Origin of the sequence: Sphingomonas endolithica (genome assembly GCF_025231525.1) — a bacterium.
Classification (GTDB): domain Bacteria; phylum Pseudomonadota; class Alphaproteobacteria; order Sphingomonadales; family Sphingomonadaceae; genus Sphingomonas; species Sphingomonas endolithica.
Genome location: NZ_CP103057.1, coordinates 826,808 through 841,449 on the forward strand (window position 1 = coordinate 826,808; position 14,642 = coordinate 841,449).

Genomic DNA, 14,642 nt, shown 5'->3' on the forward strand with positions numbered 1-14,642 from the left:
TCAGGCACGATGCGCTTCAGCAAAAGTTTTTCGCCCGCAGGCGCCGCTATTCTGGCGCTTGCGGTAGGACTGGGTGGCTGCGGCAAGATCGAGCCGAACGATCGGCAGGAACCAGGCCGCATCCGCGCCGAAGCGAAGCGGCAACAGGCCCGCTGCGCCTCGTCGGTCGCCTATGATCGGCTGAAAGGCCTGCTGTTCGACCAGGCCACTGCCCGCTACCGAGGCGACCGTGCGAACCTCGACACACTGGCGGATTATTCCACCGCGCGGATGGAGAACCCCGTCGTCGACCGACGCGATGCTGCGCTGGACATTACCGGCTGCAAGGGCCGCTTCATCCTCGACATCCCGCCCGGTGCGGAGCGGGCCTTTGCCGGCGAGCGCCGCCTGCAGGCGGACGTCAGCTATACGGCGCAGGCCGCGGCCGACGGCAACGGCTTCGTCTATCAGCTGAGCGGCGCCGAACCGATCGTATCGCGTCTGGCGGCCTTCAACCTGACGAGCGGCGCGTTCCAACCGCCGCCTGCCATCGACCAGAGCGGCGATACGCCAGCACCGGTCGCGCTCGCGCAGGCAGACGCGCCCCTGCTGCCGCCCCGTCCGCAAGCGGTGCCCCAAGCCGCCCCCGGGGCAGCCGACAGCGCGCCGCCGCGAGACACGCAGGCGCCGGTACGGGGGCGCAAGACGGACGATGCCGACCGTCCCCACCGCGTGGATCCTACGGCTCAGGCGTCGGGCGACACCCCGCGCCCATCAGGTGCTTCGGGCGAGGCGACGGTCCGCGCCTTCTACGCGGCACTGCGCGCGGGCGACGGCAACGCCGCATCCGCCCGGATCATCTCCGAAAAGCGTGCGAGCGGATCGTTCTCCCCCGGAGCGATGACGCGCTTCTACGGCAAGCTGGCCGAACCGGTACAGGTTCGGGAAGTCGTGGCCGTGTCCCCCGGCGCATACCGCGTCAGCTACAGCTATGCCGCCGGCCGGTCGCGGTGCAACGGCAGCGCGATCGTCAGCCTCACCAACCGCGGCGGCAGCGACCTGATCCGCTCGATCCGCGCGCTCAACGGCTGCTGATCAGCGGCGGGCGGCATTAGGCCCCGCATCGACCAAAGATCAGCCGCGGCATCCCGCCACTGGCAAGCCGATCGCCCCACTGACGCTATCGGCTTCATCGCCTAACGGCATCGAAAGCTTGCGATACGGCTGTCTACTGGAGTCGACGCAGTTAGGGTGCAAGCGGCGCTAAGTCGGCTGCCGATACCCAACCTTGCGACCAGACGTCCCGTTCGGAGGGATAGACGACCCGGACCTGATTCCCTTGGCGGGATACGATCCCGACGACATCGCCCTTGACCAGGTACGCGCGCCCTACCGGGCCGCCTGGCGCGGCCCTGAACCCCACGCGTGCGGTTCTCACCTTTGCCAAGTCGGTCCAAGAACCCACGCGGATCTGATCAAGCTCCGCACCGCTACCGGCTTCCGCTTCGGGCGGGAGAACCAGGCCGCATCCGGGCAGGCTCCTGACGCGCGCCATGCTGAACATGACCTCATCGGCCGCACTTGCGGTGATCCGACCACTCAGGTTCGGTGATCCTACGGTGCGGATCACCGCCTGGTTACCGCTCGCCCGTCCGACGAAGTCGAAGATGCAACGCTTAGTTACACCGTCGCCCTGTTCCATGTTGAAGTGGCCGACGACGCGGCCAGAGGGTGACACCGCCAGCACGAACCCTTCATAAAAGCCCGATCGCAGCGGCGCCGCAGCAGCCGCGACCGGCTCGGCACATCCCCACGTCGCTACCATCAGGCCAATCGTGGCCAGTGACTTCACCTGCATTAAACTTTTCCTCCCAAGCGTTTGTAGGCGCGTTCAAAACGTTTGTCGTAATCGCCATAATCCTTGCCGTTATAGGCATAGGCCATGGCCGCGAAATCCTTGCGCCGTAGCGCGGCGATCATGCCGGGACGGCCTTTGCAATAACCGACAAATGCCTGCAATTGTCCCAGAGATCCCTGTTTCATCGCTTCCACGAAGGCGAAAACGTCCTTGTACCCACACGACTCATAATTGAAGCCCATCACTTGGCACATGCCCCAGGATGTGGCCTTCAGCGCCGCCGCGGCATTCAGTTCCATCGCCTCGTTTAAGGTCTTCCAGGCCGTGGTCTGGTCTTTATTGTTCTTTTGCCACTGCCAACCCGCCTTCTTCTTGTAGCGATAAGAAAGCAACGGATGCGTCTCGTCATAGTGATGATGCGTGTATTTCTGAAACCAATGCCCTTCATAGGCGATGATCGGCAGACCGGCCGGCCCGAACCCTGATTTGCCGCCCGATTCGACCTGAGCACAGGCGCGGACCAGTAGCGGATCTATACCGGAGCCCAATTGTGCCGCGGCATTGACGTAGTCCTGATCGGTTACGCCGATTTGGGTGGGGTTGCCACGTGTGGGAACCGCCCCTGCGCCTGCCGAGCGACCGCCAGGAGTAGGGCTGTTCACCCGCCGCACGGTGGATCGCTCGGCGAACAACGAGGACCAAGCGCCCTCCATCGCCTGGCTCAACGACGACCATTTGCTCGCCGCCCACTGGCTCCACGAAGTGTCGGTGCTCGGCGTCGGCGTACGGCGGCCAGCCCCCTTTCGCGACGCATTTGCCAGCAGGACTTGGATCGTGCGGCCATTCGGGTCAACCCGGCTGTCGGGGTGCGGGTAATGCAGGACGTCGCGCTGAAATCGAGCGATGCGGGCGACCAATGCGGGGGAACAATGACCGTTTTCGGGAAGCGCCGCGTTGCCGTCCACCAGGTTGAACAGGTGCTGCACGGTTCGTACATCGGATGCCCTGTTGGCGGCGCGGTGGCCTGATCCGACGGAACTACTCAAGATGGATACTGACATCGATGCCTGCCCCCAAATCGTCTCAGTGCTTAAAGCATGTTAAAGGCGAGACGCCTTTGCGCACGATCGGTTCCATCTTCCAAGCGCGCGTGTTCGCCACCCTTCAAACCTCCCGCACCCGCACACCCACCGCGCGCATCACCTCGCTGACGCCCCACACCATCGCATCGGCGCGATCGGGCGACGTTCCCGGGCCCTCATAGCCGCCGCCGGCGATCATGCCGAGCAGTTGCGCCTCCAGCTCGGCCATGCGGCCGTGCAGCCGCGCCCTGCCCGCCTCGAATAATTGCGCGACCGGTTCCGCGCGCACGCTCTTGCCGTGTCGCGCGTTGACCAGCCGCACCTGCAACGCCGGATCCGCGGCGAGCAGCACCGCCCTGACCATCTTGCCGCCCTGGTTGGCCTCGGCCACCACCTCGCGGGTGCCGTGGCAGGCTGCGGCATCGGCCACTGCCTGCGCCCAGCCCTCGGGCGAGCGGGCGGTGACACTGTGGTCGGCGAGGATGTGGGCGATGGCGCTCGGCGGATCGCTTGCCCGGGCGCAGGCGATGATGCCGCAGGTGCCGTCGCCGGACGGCGGGTCGACCGCGATGAGCGTGCGGGTGAAGGGGGGAGCTTCCGTGCCGAAAGCCCCCGCTCCACCCTGCGCCCGCTCGCCCCCCTCCGCCGTTCGTCCCGAGCTTGTCGAAGCCTGTCCTGAGCGACTGCCGCAGGCAGGCAGTCGAAGGGGACATGCCCCAAACGGAACCGGAGTCTTGAGGTCGTCGCTTGTGGCATGCCCTTCGACAAGCTCAGCACGAGCGGGGATTGAGCGGGCGTGGCGATCGACCCGCGCCTGCTCGATCAACGCCACCGTCCACAGCGCGCCCGCCGCATCCGGCAGCAGTTCCCCGTCCAGCTCCTGTCGCCCAAGCCTCGTGCCCGCATACAGCGCCTCGACGCGTGCCTTGTAGGCGGACGAGATGTGTGGGTTGGCGCGGGTGCCGCCACCGGTCGTCACCGTCCCCTTTTCGTCCATGATCGCGCGCAGCACGGGGCCTGCGCGCGGGGTTGTAGTAACGAGCGCGCGAGGGTGGGCGCCGAGCCGAAGGCCTAGCTGCAGCATGTCCCACGTGTCGCGGGCGCGCTCCCATTTGGTGAGTTCGTCGCACCACGCATAATGGTGCTCGGGGCCGCGCAGCGCCTCTGGACTGGCACCCGAGAACAAGGTCGCCTCGGCGCCGGTGCGGAAGGTCAGGCGCCGAAGCGAGGGGTGCCACTCCTTCAACAACGCGCCGGCAACCGCGATCAGGCCACTCCTGCCCTCCACCATCACCCGGCGAGCGTCGTCCAGCGTCGCGCCGACCAAAGCGACGCGCAAGTCCGCGCCGCCTTCGGCGACAAGCGCGGTGACCCACTGCGCGCCGGCCAGCGTCTTGCCGAAGCCGCGCCCCGCCTTGATCACCCAGGTCGACCAGGGCGTGCCGTCGGCACAGCCCTCGGGCGCGCGATGGCCCCGATGCGCCCAGCTCGGCCAATCGCCATCCGCCGCATCCGCCTCCTCGATGCTCAGGCTGCCGATCAGCCGTGCCGCCTGCCCCGGCGTGAGCCCGTCGAGAAGATCGAGGAAGGAGCCAGCGCCGCGGTCTGCAGCGGCATCACGCCGCATCCCCGCCCCGCGCCTCCGAGTCCGCCGGCGCTGCATCCATGCTGCGGATCGCCTCGACCTTACTCAGGATGCTCGCCCGTACCTCGTCCAGGCTCCGCCGCCGGGCCGTCTTTCCAGGACCGCCGCGTCCATTGTCCACCACGCTGTTGCGATGCGCGCGCAGCACGTTCATCGCCTGGTCCACCGTCATCTTCGGGGTCGGCCGCTCGACATCGAACGGCACATCGTCGATCGTGTCCACCGCCGCCTTCAGCAAGGCCAGTTCCAACCGTGCATAGCCTTGTTCGAGCGCAGCCTGCCAACGCGCCGCGAATTCGGGGCGCGTCTGCCGCAATCGATACACGGTCGGCGTCGAAAACCCTACCGCCTCCGCCGCCGCCGTCACGTTGCAGCTGGCCGCCAGATGATCGAAAAATGCCGCCTCGGCAGCATCGTTCCAGTGCCAGCCGGAATCCTTCAGCACCTGAGGGCGCCCGGTCGGGCCATAACGCAGCTTGCCGTTCCGCATGACGCGGTCACTTGAACTTTTCGTCATTTCCACTCCCCGCTCAGATCCTGAAATGTTCCACAATCAAGTGCTGAAGTCAAGCTGATCGAGCCCATCTGGTTCGTTTGATGGAGACGCCAAGTCAGGGGGACGGTGATCGACATGCAAGCGCGCACCAGCCGATGCAGTCCCTCCGCGATTGCGGTGCCCCCGCACCGAAACCCGCAGGAGCAGCGGAATTGCCACCACTCCGGACGGGCTGCCTTGCGCGCCTTCGCCAAAGCGCGCTTGTGCCTGTCGCCATGTGCGCCCTCCCCCCTTCTGCGTCCGATGCGCCGCGCGCGGAGATCGTTACCGCATCCGAACTCGTGCGGCATTTCGGCCTCTGGCAGGAGCGCGCTGCGCGGGCGCCGGTCTATGTCATGTTCCGCGGACGGCCGCGGCTCGTGCTCACCTCGATCGAGCTGATGGAGACCCTGCTGGCGCCGCACCTGCCCGATCGTGACGTCCAGGGGCCGGATCCGGCCGCCTTGCTCGATCTGATCCGCGACATGGTGGTGGTCGCCGATGGCGATCTACGCGTCGTGGCCGCCAGCCGCACCGCACGGGCATATTTCGACGCCTCGGTCGCCGCTGGCGTACCCGTCGAGACCTTGGTGCCGTTGGACGCACGGGATATCTTGTTGAAGGTGCTGCGCCATGTCGTGGCGGCGGGGGTCGCGCAGACCATCGACCTTTCTTCGCCCCGGCGTACCGGCGGCCTGCTCACGTTAACGATTGAGCCGCATCGCCGCGGCATTGCGCTGCTGGTGCAGGATATCACTGCGCCCAATCGCCCGCCGAATGCGGCGGGTTGAAAGCTTAACCCCGCATACACCACGTCTTTACGCGCTTCGGTATAGACCCATGTTGCAAACGAATTTTGGGGCGGATTGGGCGCACCAAATCCACGGTTGGAGGATCATGGCTTTCGAAATGGCACGACTCGCGCGAAACGACGGCAGCTGGGGAGTGATCGCGTCGATTGCCGCCAACGATGGCAGCGCCGCGCACGAAATCCCGCGAAAGCTTGCCGCGCGTGACGTCGTCGCACGCGACTTTTCGGATACCGTGCATGCTCTTTGCATGCTACATGGACAGCAGCCCGGCCTGATCGAGCATGCACTGCGCCGCAATGCCCAGCCGCTGGCGCAGGACTGGCTGCGCGAGGCATCCGAGGCCTTCACGGTCGAACGCCATTACCTCGCCCAGCTGGTTGCCGCCGCCGGCCATGCGCCTTCCACGCCGGGCCAGGCGGAATCGGAAGCCGCGATCATCGGCCAGCATCATGCGCTGGAAATGCTCGCCCAGTCGGAACGCGCCGGCTGCGCCACCGGAGCGGTGGTCGCCCTGCTGCTCGACTGGACGGTGATCCGACGGACGCTGGATGCCGCGGCCGAGCGCTTCGGCGTCACGCCCCCGCCGCTTGTGCTGCCGATCGATGCCGAGATCGAGACAATGGTGATGTCGCTTGGCGGATCGCCCGGCGTGGAGCGGGCCATGGCCTTCGGCGCGCAGCAATTGCTCGCCCAGCATCGCGGCCTGTGGAACCTGCTCGATGCACGGGCCAGCGCGCGCGGCAGGCTCTAGTCCTGCTTGCGCCGGGGCGGCATAAGCCTCTATCCCGGCGCCATGAAACGTTTTGAAGGTACGCAGAGCTACGTCGCCACCGACGACCTGAAGGTCGCGGTCAATGCCGCGGTCACCTTGCGCCGGCCACTGCTGGTCAAGGGCGAACCCGGCACCGGCAAGACCGTGCTGGCCTATGAGATCGCCAAGGCAGTGGGTGCCGAGCTGATCGAGTGGAACGTGAAGAGCACGACGAAAGCCCAGCAGGGCCTGTACGAATATGATGCGGTGGCGCGGCTGCGCGACGGCCAATTGGGCGACGAGCGCGTTCACGACATCGGCAATTATATCCGTCGCGGCAAATTGTGGGAGGCGTTCACGGCCGCCAAGCCGCCCGTCCTGCTGATCGACGAGATCGACAAGGCGGACATCGAGTTCCCCAACGATTTGTTGCAGGAGCTCGATCGCATGGAATTCCACGTCTACGAGACGAAGGAGACGGTTCGCGCGGTCGAACGCCCGATCGTCGTCATCACCAGCAACAACGAAAAGGAACTCCCCGACGCCTTCCTGCGCCGGTGCTTTTTCCACTACATCAAATTCCCCGACCGCCCAACGATGCAGGCGATCGTCGACGTCCACTTCCCCGGCATCCAGAAGATGCTCGTCAGCAAGGCGATGGACATCTTCTACGACGTGCGTGATGTGCCGGGGCTGAAGAAGAAACCGAGCACCAGCGAGTTGCTGGATTGGCTGAAACTGCTGTTGCACGAGGACATGCCGCTGGAGGTGCTGCAGGATCGTGACCCGACCAAGGCAATCCCGCCGCTGCACGGCGCGCTGCTGAAGAACGAACAGGATGTGATGCTGTTCGAACGCCTCGCCTTCATGGCCAAGCGGCAGCAGAACAAGGGCTGAGCGGCTTGCCCTGGCTGGCTTAGAGCGAGGGGCAAACACGACCACCCGTAACGTGGTAACGCAACATTAAACCACATCTGGCTACGCAAGTTTCGGGGGGCACCCGTAACACGGAGCCCAGATGCGGAATTTGTGTTTATACATCGCAGCGATTGGTGCGGTCACGGTAGCGATGCCGGCTCGCGCCGCGTCGCTGCTCGATTATGTCGGTCAGTGTGTGCCGTTTGCGCGTGCGGCGTCCGGCATCCAGATCTATGGCGACGCGTGGACCTGGTGGGATCAGGCCGACGGCAAATACGAGCGCGGAACGGTGCCACGCGTCGGCGCGGTGATCGCCTTTGCGAGATCGTCGAAGCTGCGGCTCGGCCATGTCGCGGTGGTCAGCCGTGTCGTCACGCGCCGCGTGCTGATGATCACCCACGCCAATTGGTCGCGCCAGAATGGCGAGCGCGGCCATACCGAACAGGACGTGACGTTGACCGACGTGTCACCCCGCAACGACTGGAGCGAGGTCAAGGTGTGGTACCGCGATCGTGACGGTCTCGGCAGCAGCATCTATACGGTCAACGGCTTCATCTACGGCATTCCCGATCGCGATGCGCCCGGCCGGATCACCCGCGCCCGCGCCGCACCGGAGCTGACCGGCCGCAATCCCGACTATGTCGGTGCGCTGATCGACGCCTACTGACGCTCGACACCGGCGCACGGCTCGCCCAAGGTGGCGCCATGTTCCTCAACTTCCTCGACGAGCTCCGCGCGGCAGGCATTCCCGCCAGCCTGAAGGAACATCTGCTGCTGCTGGAGGCGCTCGACGCCGAGGTGATCGATCGTACGCCGGAGGATTTCTACTATCTGTCGCGCGCGGTGTACGTGAAGGACGAGGGATTGCTCGACAAGTTCGATCAGGTCTTCGCCAAGGCTTTCAGGGGCATCGCCCCCACCTTCGGCACGCAGGATGCGGCGATACCGGAGGAGTGGCTGAAGGCGATCGCGGCCAAGTATCTGAGCCCTGAGGAGATGCAAAAGATCGAGTCGCTGGGATCCTGGGACGAGATCATGGAGACGCTGAAGAAGCGGATTGAGGAGCAGAAGGAACGTCACCAGGGCGGCAACAAATGGGTCGGTACCGGCGGCACCAGCCCGTACGGCAATAGCGGCTATAATCCCGAAGGCGTGCGCATCGGCGGTGAATCGACGCACAAGCGCGCGCTGAAGGTATGGGACCAGCGCGACTTCAAGAATCTCGACAGCACCAAGGAACTCGGCACCCGCAACATCAAGGTCGCGCTGCGGCGGCTGCGCAAGTTCGCGCGTGAGGGGGCGGCGGACGAGCTGGACATCGACGCGACCATCGCCGGCACCGCGCGGCAGGGCTGGCTCGACGTCGTGATGCGCGCGGAACGGCGCAACGCGGTCAAATTGCTGCTGTTCCTCGATGTCGGCGGCTCGATGGATCCGTGGGTCAAACTGTGCGAGGAACTGTTCTCCGCCGCGACCAGCGAGTTCAAGAACCTCGAATTCTTCTACTTTCACAATTGCCCGTACGAAGGCGTGTGGAAGGACAACAGGCGCCGCTTCACCGAGCGTACGCCGATGTGGGACGTGCTGCACAAGTTCGGCCACGATTATAAATTGGTGATCGTGGGCGATGCATCGATGAGCCCTTACGAGATCACGCATCCCGGCGGCTCGGTCGAGCATTTCAACGAGGAATCGGGTGCGGTGTGGTTGCACCGCATGACCACGATCTACCCGGCCGCGGTATGGCTGAACCCGGTACCCGAGGAGCAATGGGGCTATTCCCAGAGCGTGCGCATCATCCGCGAGCTGATGACGGATCGCATGTATCCGTTGACGCTGGCCGGGTTGGATGAGGCGATGCGGGAGCTGACACGCAAGCGGTAGGGCGCTGTTGCCTGGCCTTCGCCTGGGAACTGGATTGGTTCGCGGCGCAGGATATTACGTCCGCTGCAAACCGGAAGGCGGTTTCCTGCGTTGAGGGTGCGTACTGCTCTAACGCGAGACCGACCATGAAGACCGTGACGCTCCCCGATGGAGAGAAGATCCCAGCACTCGGGCAAGGCACCTGGATGATGGGCGAGCGCGCCGCCAAGCGGACGGGCGAGATCGCCGCACTGCGCGCTGGCGTCGAATTGGGCATGACGCTGATCGATACCGCCGAAATGTATGGCGACGGCGCGGCCGAGACCCTGATCGGCGAGGCGCTGGGGGCGGTTCGCGAGCAGATATTCCTGATCAGCAAGGCCTATCCGCAAAACGCATCGCGCGCACGACTGGTGCGCGCGTGCGAGGGGACCCTCGAGCGGCTCGGCACCGACCGGCTCGATTTGTATCTGCTGCACTGGCGCGGATCGGTGCCGCTCGGCGAAACCGTCCAGGCGATGGAAGCGCTGAAGGCGGCGGGCAAGATCCGTCACTGGGGCGTCAGCAATTTCGACACGGGCGACATGAAGGAGTTGATCGCCGCCGGCGGCACCGGCTGCGCGACCAACCAGATCCTCTACAATCTCGGCCGGCGCGGGCCGGAACTCGATCTGCTGGCGTGGCTCGATGATCACGCCATGCCGGCCATGGCCTATAGTCCGGTCGAACAAGGCAGGCTCGTCACCGATCCCACCCTGACCGAGATCGCCAAGACGATCGGCGCCACCCCGGCGCAAGTCGCCTTGGCCTGGGTGCTGCACCGCGCGGGGATGATCGCCATCCCCAAGGCGGGCACGCTCGCGCATGTACAGGAGAACCGGGCGGCGGGGGACCTTGTCCTGTCGAGCGACGATCTATCGACGCTCGATGCCGCATTCGCCCGGCCGCAGGTGCGCCGCCCGCTCGAGATGCTTTGACCCCGCGCATGGCGACGTTCTTTACCGCGGACACGCATTTCGGCGATCATCGCACGCTCAACATCCATCGTCGGCCGTTCGCCAGCGTGGCCGAGATGGATGCGGCGATCATCGCCGGCTGGAACGCGGTAGTGGGTGCCACCGACATCGTCTGGCATCTGGGCGACGTCGCCCGCCGGTCGGCCGATGTGCAGGGCCTGCTGGCGCAATTGAACGGCACCAAGCATCTCGTCCGAGGCAATAACGACGCGCCGGCCACTGGCGAGGCGGGCGGCTGGGCAAGCGTGCACGATTATGTCGAGCTGACTCAGGACGGCATGCTGCTGGTGCTGTGCCACTATCCGTTCAGGAGCTGGAACGGCCAGCATCGCCGCTCGATCAACCTTCATGGCCACAGCCATGGTAAGCTCAAGCCGATGCCACGGCAGTTCGATGTCGGCGTCGACCCGCGAAGCTACCGCCCGACGGCGCTCGACGCCCTGCTCGGGCGAGCGGGGGGAGGCGACGTGGAAGCAGATACCCTGCCCCCGGCCTCGGCGTCATGACAGCCGACATCCATCCCGTGACGCCGGACGGCCGCTACTTCGTCGTCCGCGGGCGGCTCTGGCGGCGGTCGAACCCGGCGCTGTCGGAAGAGCATCGGGCCGCGCTGGTCGGCGAGCTCATGCACGCGCGGCGCGCCGTCGGTGTGGCATTGCGCCAGGAGGATCAGCCAGCTGTGGCCGAGGCGCGCGCGGCGGTCGATCGCGCGAAGGTGGCGCTCGGCGAACGCGGGCCGGTATGGTGGCACGACGGCGCGCCGGACCTCAATCGGCGCATGGTTGCCAACACGCTCTACGCGGCATGGTTCGAACAGCGCGCGAGCATCTCCAAGGCTTCTCCAGCGATCGACGATGAATCCGGGTGATGACCATGACGTGGTCGATGAAAACCGATACCGCCCTTTGATGCGCCGTCTCACTTTCCCTGCCTACGATGTGCCGGCGTTCAAGCAGATGTTCCGCGTTGCCGCGGCGTGCGCGATCGCCTTTGCGGCGTACAAGATGCTGGGCCTGACGCAGGGTTATTGGGCGGTCTTCACCGTGCTGATCGTCATGCAGGGTTCGCTCGGCGGCACGCTTGGGGCGGCATTCGACCGCATGTTGGGAACGCTGGTCGGTGCGGGGCTCGGCGCGGTCGGAGCGCTGCTACACGGTGACGGCGCAGTCGGAACGGGCGCTGCGCTCGTGCTAGTAACCGGTCTCGGCACCTATCTCGCCACCTTGCGCCCACAGCTGAAGATCGCGCCGGTCACGGCCTCGATCATGATGTTGACGATGCCGCGAGGAACGCCGATCGCCGATTTTGTCGTGGATCGCATCGTCGAGATCACGCTCGGCGGCGGCATCGGCGTTGCCGCGATGGCGTTGATCCTGCCCGCATCGTCGCAGGCCATGGTGACGCGGCGCGCGGCAGAGGCACTAGATCGCATGCACGGAATGATCCGGCAGATGGCAGACGCGGTCGCCAGCGGCGAAGCGGTGTCCTTTGCCGAGCCGCTGGTGGCGCTGCGCCCCGCGCTCGCCTCGATCGAACAAGCTTTGAAGGATGCTGATCGCGAACATGCCACCTGGCTCTCTCGCCACGCCATCCCGCCGGCCATCCCGCGCACCTTGTGGCGCTTGCGATCGGATCTCGTGCTGGTCGCGCGCGCATTGGACCCCCCATTCCCCGATGCCGTGCGTGCGATGCTCGGTACCGCTGGTGCCGACCTACTGCGCCTGATCGGCGATGATGTCGTGGCGTGCGCCGCTGCGCTGCGTGCAGGGAAGCCGGTCGTACGCACCAGCATCATACCGGCCCGCACCACTTTTGGCGGCGCCTTCGCCGCCTTTCGGACCAGCGCGGAAGGAAACGCGCTTACCCTCGATGTCGCTGGGCACGTCTTCGGTCTCTCGTTCGCACTGGACGAACTCGTCAGCGACTTGAGCGACGTCGCCGATCGAATCGATGAAATGAACGGCGCCACACATGATCCAAGGTCGCGATGATCGATAAAGCGGAGCCGCCACATCAAGGCGGGCGCTTACCGTTCGGCACTCAGGAAATCGCGGACCAGCTTCACCGTGGCCGCGGGCTGCTCCTCCATCAGCCAATGGCCCGAATCCGCGACGACCGCTTCGCGCACATCGGTGGCGGCAAAGCGCATCACCTTGGCCATGGTTGGTCCGAACGATGCCGCGCCGCCGATCGCAAGCACCGGCATCGTCAGCTTGCCCTGCGCCAGAAAGGCCTGGTCGTCGCGCACGTCCTGGTCGAACGCTGCGAACTGCGCAAAGCCCGCATGCATGGCACCGGGCGCGGCATACAGCCGAGCATAATGGCGGCGAGAGGCCTCGCTGAACTTGGCCGGTGTCGCCGAGAATTCATTCCAGAAGCGGTCTAAGTAAATGCGCTCTCGTCCCTGAACCAGCCGCTCCATGTCCGGCCCCCCGAACCGGAAATGCCATAGGAGCGGGTTTTTCAGGATGTCCTCCCACGGGCCGATGCCGGGGATCGGCGCATCCATGAGGACGAACCGCCTTACCCGGTCGCAATCTTCCGCCGCAAAGGCATACCTCACCATATTGCCGATATCGTGCGTGACGAGATCGACTTTCTTGATTTCGAGTGCATCGAGCAGCCCGGACATGTCGAAGCCCTGCGTCTTCTTGTCATAGCCTCCCGCCGGCTTGGCCGAGAGACCCATGCCGCGCAGATCCGGAACGATCACTGTATGGTCGCGCATCAGGTCGCGCGCGAGCGGCGCTCACATGTCCCCAGTTTCGCCGTAACCATGAAGCAGCAGCACCGCCGGCCCCGTACCGCCGACCCTAACATGTAAGGTCGTTCCATTGGTCGGGACCTCCTGCGCCCGAAAGCAAGGCGGAAATGCGAAATCCTGCGCGAGCGATGCAGAGGGCGCAGCGAGCAGCGCCATCGTCAGGACCATCGCTGCACGAAAAGATGCCTTCATTCTTGCCCCCATGATGTAGTAGACCGGAAGCCTGAGGATATGCTGCGCTCTGGCAACACCTTTCGTCCCGCATTATGCTTCGAACGAAAACGTCCTGGTAGGTCGTAAGAACCGAACCAATCTTTCGGGGGTCGCGAACGATGAAGCTCGACGGTATCCTGGCCTTCGTCGCCGTGGCGGATGGCGGATCGATCAACGAGGCTGCCCGACAGCTGCGCTTATCGAAATCGACGGTCAGCGAACGGCTAACCGAACTGGAATATGCATGCGGCACGAAGCTTCTGAGCCGCAACAGTCGCCAACTCGTCCTGACGGACGACGGCGCGGCGTTCCTCGAACGTGCGCGACGGATCGTCGCCGAAACCAACGATGCGAAGGAGGATCTGGCGCGGCGCCGCGGCGACGTGTCGGGGCCGATGCGGATCGCCGTTCCCAGGGCCTTTGGCGACCTGCACTTGGGCCCGATCCTGTATGACTTCATGAACCGCTATCCGGAGGTCACCGTCACCGCCGAATTCGACGACCGAATCAGCGACCTCAGCAGCAGCTTTGACGCGATCGTGCGTATCGCCCCAACGCCGTTGCCCAAGCGCGAGACGGAACAGCTCACGATCAGCCGCCGTACCCTCGTTGCCGCACCGTCCTACCTCGACCTTTACGGACGGCCGGAGACGGTCGGGGCGCTGGAGCGGCATCGGGCGATCCGTTATATGGAGCGCGGGCCTGACGATTGGACGTTTAAGGGCGACCTCGAACGGGTCGTTGCCCGCGTCTCGCCGAGACTTCGCGTGACCTCCTGTTTTGCCATGCGCGATGCTGCCATTGCGGGGCTCGGCATCGCCTGGCTGCCAACCTTCCACAGCTATCAGGCGATCAAAGTCGGCAGTCTCGAAATACTTGATATCGGCGTCGATCCCGATGTCACGCCCGTCACGATTGCCTATCATCACGGACATGGTCCGCCGAAGCGACTGCGGGCGCTGATCGACCATCTGAAGCTCTCTTTCGGCGATCCACCTTATTGGGACGACCAGCTCATAGTCTCGCACGGTGCTCAACTTACTTGAGAGCGCTACGTCGATGGCACGGCGGCGGCCTCGGATATTCTTTTGATCTTCAGCCGCCGAGTGCCCTTCAGATACTCGTGCGAGGCCGGCCGATCGGCTAGGCGCCATCGCAAAGGACCTCCTATGATCGTTGCTGTGCACTTGGCTGATCTCGACCTGT

At 65.1% G+C, this 14,642-nt stretch carries 16 protein-coding genes; 11 read left to right on the top strand and 5 right to left on the bottom strand.

Going from position 1 to position 14,642, the window contains the following annotated elements; genetic code table 11:
* Nucleotides 1-9: 9 nt before the first annotated feature.
* Nucleotides 10-1,074 carry a hypothetical protein gene (locus tag NV382_RS03965; protein WP_260599240.1) on the top strand — a complete coding sequence of 355 codons (1,065 nt, stop codon included), beginning with the start codon at nucleotides 10-12 and terminating at the stop codon, nucleotides 1,072-1,074.
* A gap of 151 nt (nucleotides 1,075-1,225) precedes the next feature.
* On the opposite strand, the gene NV382_RS03970 is transcribed toward NV382_RS03965, so the two are convergent.
* The 4 genes from NV382_RS03970 to NV382_RS03985 form a co-directional block, all read right to left on the bottom strand.
* Entirely contained in the window at nucleotides 1,226-1,837 is a 612-nt protein-coding gene (locus NV382_RS03970; protein WP_260599241.1) for a hypothetical protein, read from the bottom strand.
* Complete coding sequence (locus tag NV382_RS03975; protein WP_260599242.1) at nucleotides 1,837-2,823, bottom strand: N-acetylmuramidase family protein; 987 nt, start codon at nucleotides 2,821-2,823, stop codon at nucleotides 1,837-1,839. Before NV382_RS03975 ends, NV382_RS03970 begins: the two co-directional genes overlap by 1 nt.
* 178 nt (nucleotides 2,824-3,001) lie before the next feature.
* Nucleotides 3,002-4,546, bottom strand: a complete 1,545-nt coding sequence (locus NV382_RS03980; RefSeq protein WP_260599243.1) for a terminase large subunit domain-containing protein — start codon at nucleotides 4,544-4,546, stop codon at nucleotides 3,002-3,004.
* Nucleotides 4,536-5,081: a hypothetical protein gene (locus NV382_RS03985; RefSeq protein WP_260599244.1), complete on the bottom strand. Its 546-nt coding sequence runs from the start codon at nucleotides 5,079-5,081 to the stop codon at nucleotides 4,536-4,538. The genes NV382_RS03980 and NV382_RS03985 overlap by 11 nt, the downstream gene beginning before the upstream one ends.
* Nucleotides 5,082-5,335: 254 nt before the next feature.
* On the opposite strand from NV382_RS03985, the gene NV382_RS03990 reads away from it, so the two are divergent.
* The 9 genes from NV382_RS03990 (at nucleotide 5,336) to NV382_RS04030 (ending at nucleotide 12,450) form a co-directional block, all read left to right on the top strand.
* The gene (locus tag NV382_RS03990; protein ID WP_260599245.1) at nucleotides 5,336-5,890 is read left to right on the top strand and encodes a PAS domain-containing protein; all 555 of its coding nucleotides are present in this window, start codon (nucleotides 5,336-5,338) and stop codon (nucleotides 5,888-5,890) included.
* A 118-nt stretch (nucleotides 5,891-6,008) separates the two neighbouring features.
* Nucleotides 6,009-6,662 (top strand): DUF6975 family protein, encoded by a 654-nt coding sequence (locus NV382_RS03995; RefSeq protein WP_260599246.1) that lies wholly within the window; start codon nucleotides 6,009-6,011, stop codon nucleotides 6,660-6,662.
* Nucleotides 6,663-6,704: 42 nt separating this feature from the next.
* Nucleotides 6,705-7,559: an AAA family ATPase gene (locus NV382_RS04000; RefSeq protein WP_260599247.1), complete on the top strand. Its 855-nt coding sequence runs from the start codon at nucleotides 6,705-6,707 to the stop codon at nucleotides 7,557-7,559.
* A 172-nt stretch (nucleotides 7,560-7,731) separates the two neighbouring features.
* A complete protein-coding gene (locus NV382_RS04005) occupies nucleotides 7,732-8,247 on the top strand; it encodes a CHAP domain-containing protein (protein ID WP_260599248.1) in 516 nt (171 codons plus the stop codon).
* Between the two features lie 38 nt (nucleotides 8,248-8,285).
* Complete coding sequence (locus NV382_RS04010) at nucleotides 8,286-9,464, top strand: vWA domain-containing protein (RefSeq protein WP_260599249.1); 1,179 nt, start codon at nucleotides 8,286-8,288, stop codon at nucleotides 9,462-9,464.
* 125 nt (nucleotides 9,465-9,589) lie between these two features.
* On the top strand, nucleotides 9,590-10,420 hold the full coding sequence (locus tag NV382_RS04015; protein WP_260599250.1) for an aldo/keto reductase: 831 nt from the start codon (nucleotides 9,590-9,592) through the stop codon (nucleotides 10,418-10,420).
* Between the two features lie 8 nt (nucleotides 10,421-10,428).
* Nucleotides 10,429-10,965 (top strand): metallophosphoesterase, encoded by a 537-nt coding sequence (locus NV382_RS04020; RefSeq protein WP_260599251.1) that lies wholly within the window; start codon nucleotides 10,429-10,431, stop codon nucleotides 10,963-10,965.
* A complete protein-coding gene (locus tag NV382_RS04025) occupies nucleotides 10,962-11,327 on the top strand; it encodes a hypothetical protein (RefSeq protein ID WP_260599252.1) in 366 nt (121 codons plus the stop codon). The genes NV382_RS04020 and NV382_RS04025 overlap by 4 nt, the downstream gene beginning before the upstream one ends.
* A gap of 40 nt (nucleotides 11,328-11,367) precedes the next feature.
* The gene (locus tag NV382_RS04030) at nucleotides 11,368-12,450 is read left to right on the top strand and encodes an FUSC family protein (RefSeq protein ID WP_260599253.1); all 1,083 of its coding nucleotides are present in this window, start codon (nucleotides 11,368-11,370) and stop codon (nucleotides 12,448-12,450) included.
* 35 nt (nucleotides 12,451-12,485) lie between these two features.
* On the opposite strand, the gene NV382_RS04035 is transcribed toward NV382_RS04030, so the two are convergent.
* The gene (locus NV382_RS04035; protein ID WP_260599254.1) at nucleotides 12,486-13,187 is read right to left on the bottom strand and encodes an alpha/beta fold hydrolase; all 702 of its coding nucleotides are present in this window, start codon (nucleotides 13,185-13,187) and stop codon (nucleotides 12,486-12,488) included.
* A 401-nt stretch (nucleotides 13,188-13,588) separates the two neighbouring features.
* Between NV382_RS04035 and NV382_RS04040 the strand changes: the two genes are divergently transcribed.
* Nucleotides 13,589-14,482 carry a LysR family transcriptional regulator gene (locus NV382_RS04040; RefSeq protein WP_260599255.1) on the top strand — a complete coding sequence of 298 codons (894 nt, stop codon included), beginning with the start codon at nucleotides 13,589-13,591 and terminating at the stop codon, nucleotides 14,480-14,482.
* Nucleotides 14,483-14,642: the final 160 nt, after the last annotated feature.

What these genes read in the sequence shown, in the direction of transcription:
- NV382_RS03990 (WP_260599245.1), top strand. Translation starts at nt 5,336, where the DNA reads ATGTGCGCCCTCCCCCCTTCTGCGTCCGATGCGCCGCGCGCGGAGATC.
- NV382_RS04030 (WP_260599253.1), top strand. Translation starts at nt 11,368, where the DNA reads ATGCGCCGTCTCACTTTCCCTGCCTACGATGTGCCGGCGTTCAAGCAG.
- NV382_RS03980 (WP_260599243.1), bottom strand. Translation starts at nt 4,546, where the DNA reads ATGCGGCGTGATGCCGCTGCAGACCGCGGCGCTGGCTCCTTCCTCGAT.
- NV382_RS03970 (WP_260599241.1), bottom strand. Translation starts at nt 1,837, where the DNA reads ATGCAGGTGAAGTCACTGGCCACGATTGGCCTGATGGTAGCGACGTGG.
- NV382_RS04010 (WP_260599249.1), top strand. Translation starts at nt 8,286, where the DNA reads ATGTTCCTCAACTTCCTCGACGAGCTCCGCGCGGCAGGCATTCCCGCC.
- NV382_RS04005 (WP_260599248.1), top strand. Translation starts at nt 7,732, where the DNA reads ATGCCGGCTCGCGCCGCGTCGCTGCTCGATTATGTCGGTCAGTGTGTG.
- NV382_RS04020 (WP_260599251.1), top strand. Translation starts at nt 10,429, where the DNA reads ATGGCGACGTTCTTTACCGCGGACACGCATTTCGGCGATCATCGCACG.
- NV382_RS04035 (WP_260599254.1), bottom strand. Translation starts at nt 13,187, where the DNA reads ATGCGCGACCATACAGTGATCGTTCCGGATCTGCGCGGCATGGGTCTC.
- NV382_RS04015 (WP_260599250.1), top strand. Translation starts at nt 9,590, where the DNA reads ATGAAGACCGTGACGCTCCCCGATGGAGAGAAGATCCCAGCACTCGGG.
- NV382_RS03985 (WP_260599244.1), bottom strand. Translation starts at nt 5,081, where the DNA reads ATGACGAAAAGTTCAAGTGACCGCGTCATGCGGAACGGCAAGCTGCGT.
- NV382_RS03965 (WP_260599240.1), top strand. Translation starts at nt 10, where the DNA reads ATGCGCTTCAGCAAAAGTTTTTCGCCCGCAGGCGCCGCTATTCTGGCG.
- NV382_RS03995 (WP_260599246.1), top strand. Translation starts at nt 6,009, where the DNA reads ATGGCACGACTCGCGCGAAACGACGGCAGCTGGGGAGTGATCGCGTCG.
- NV382_RS04025 (WP_260599252.1), top strand. Translation starts at nt 10,962, where the DNA reads ATGACAGCCGACATCCATCCCGTGACGCCGGACGGCCGCTACTTCGTC.
- NV382_RS04000 (WP_260599247.1), top strand. Translation starts at nt 6,705, where the DNA reads ATGAAACGTTTTGAAGGTACGCAGAGCTACGTCGCCACCGACGACCTG.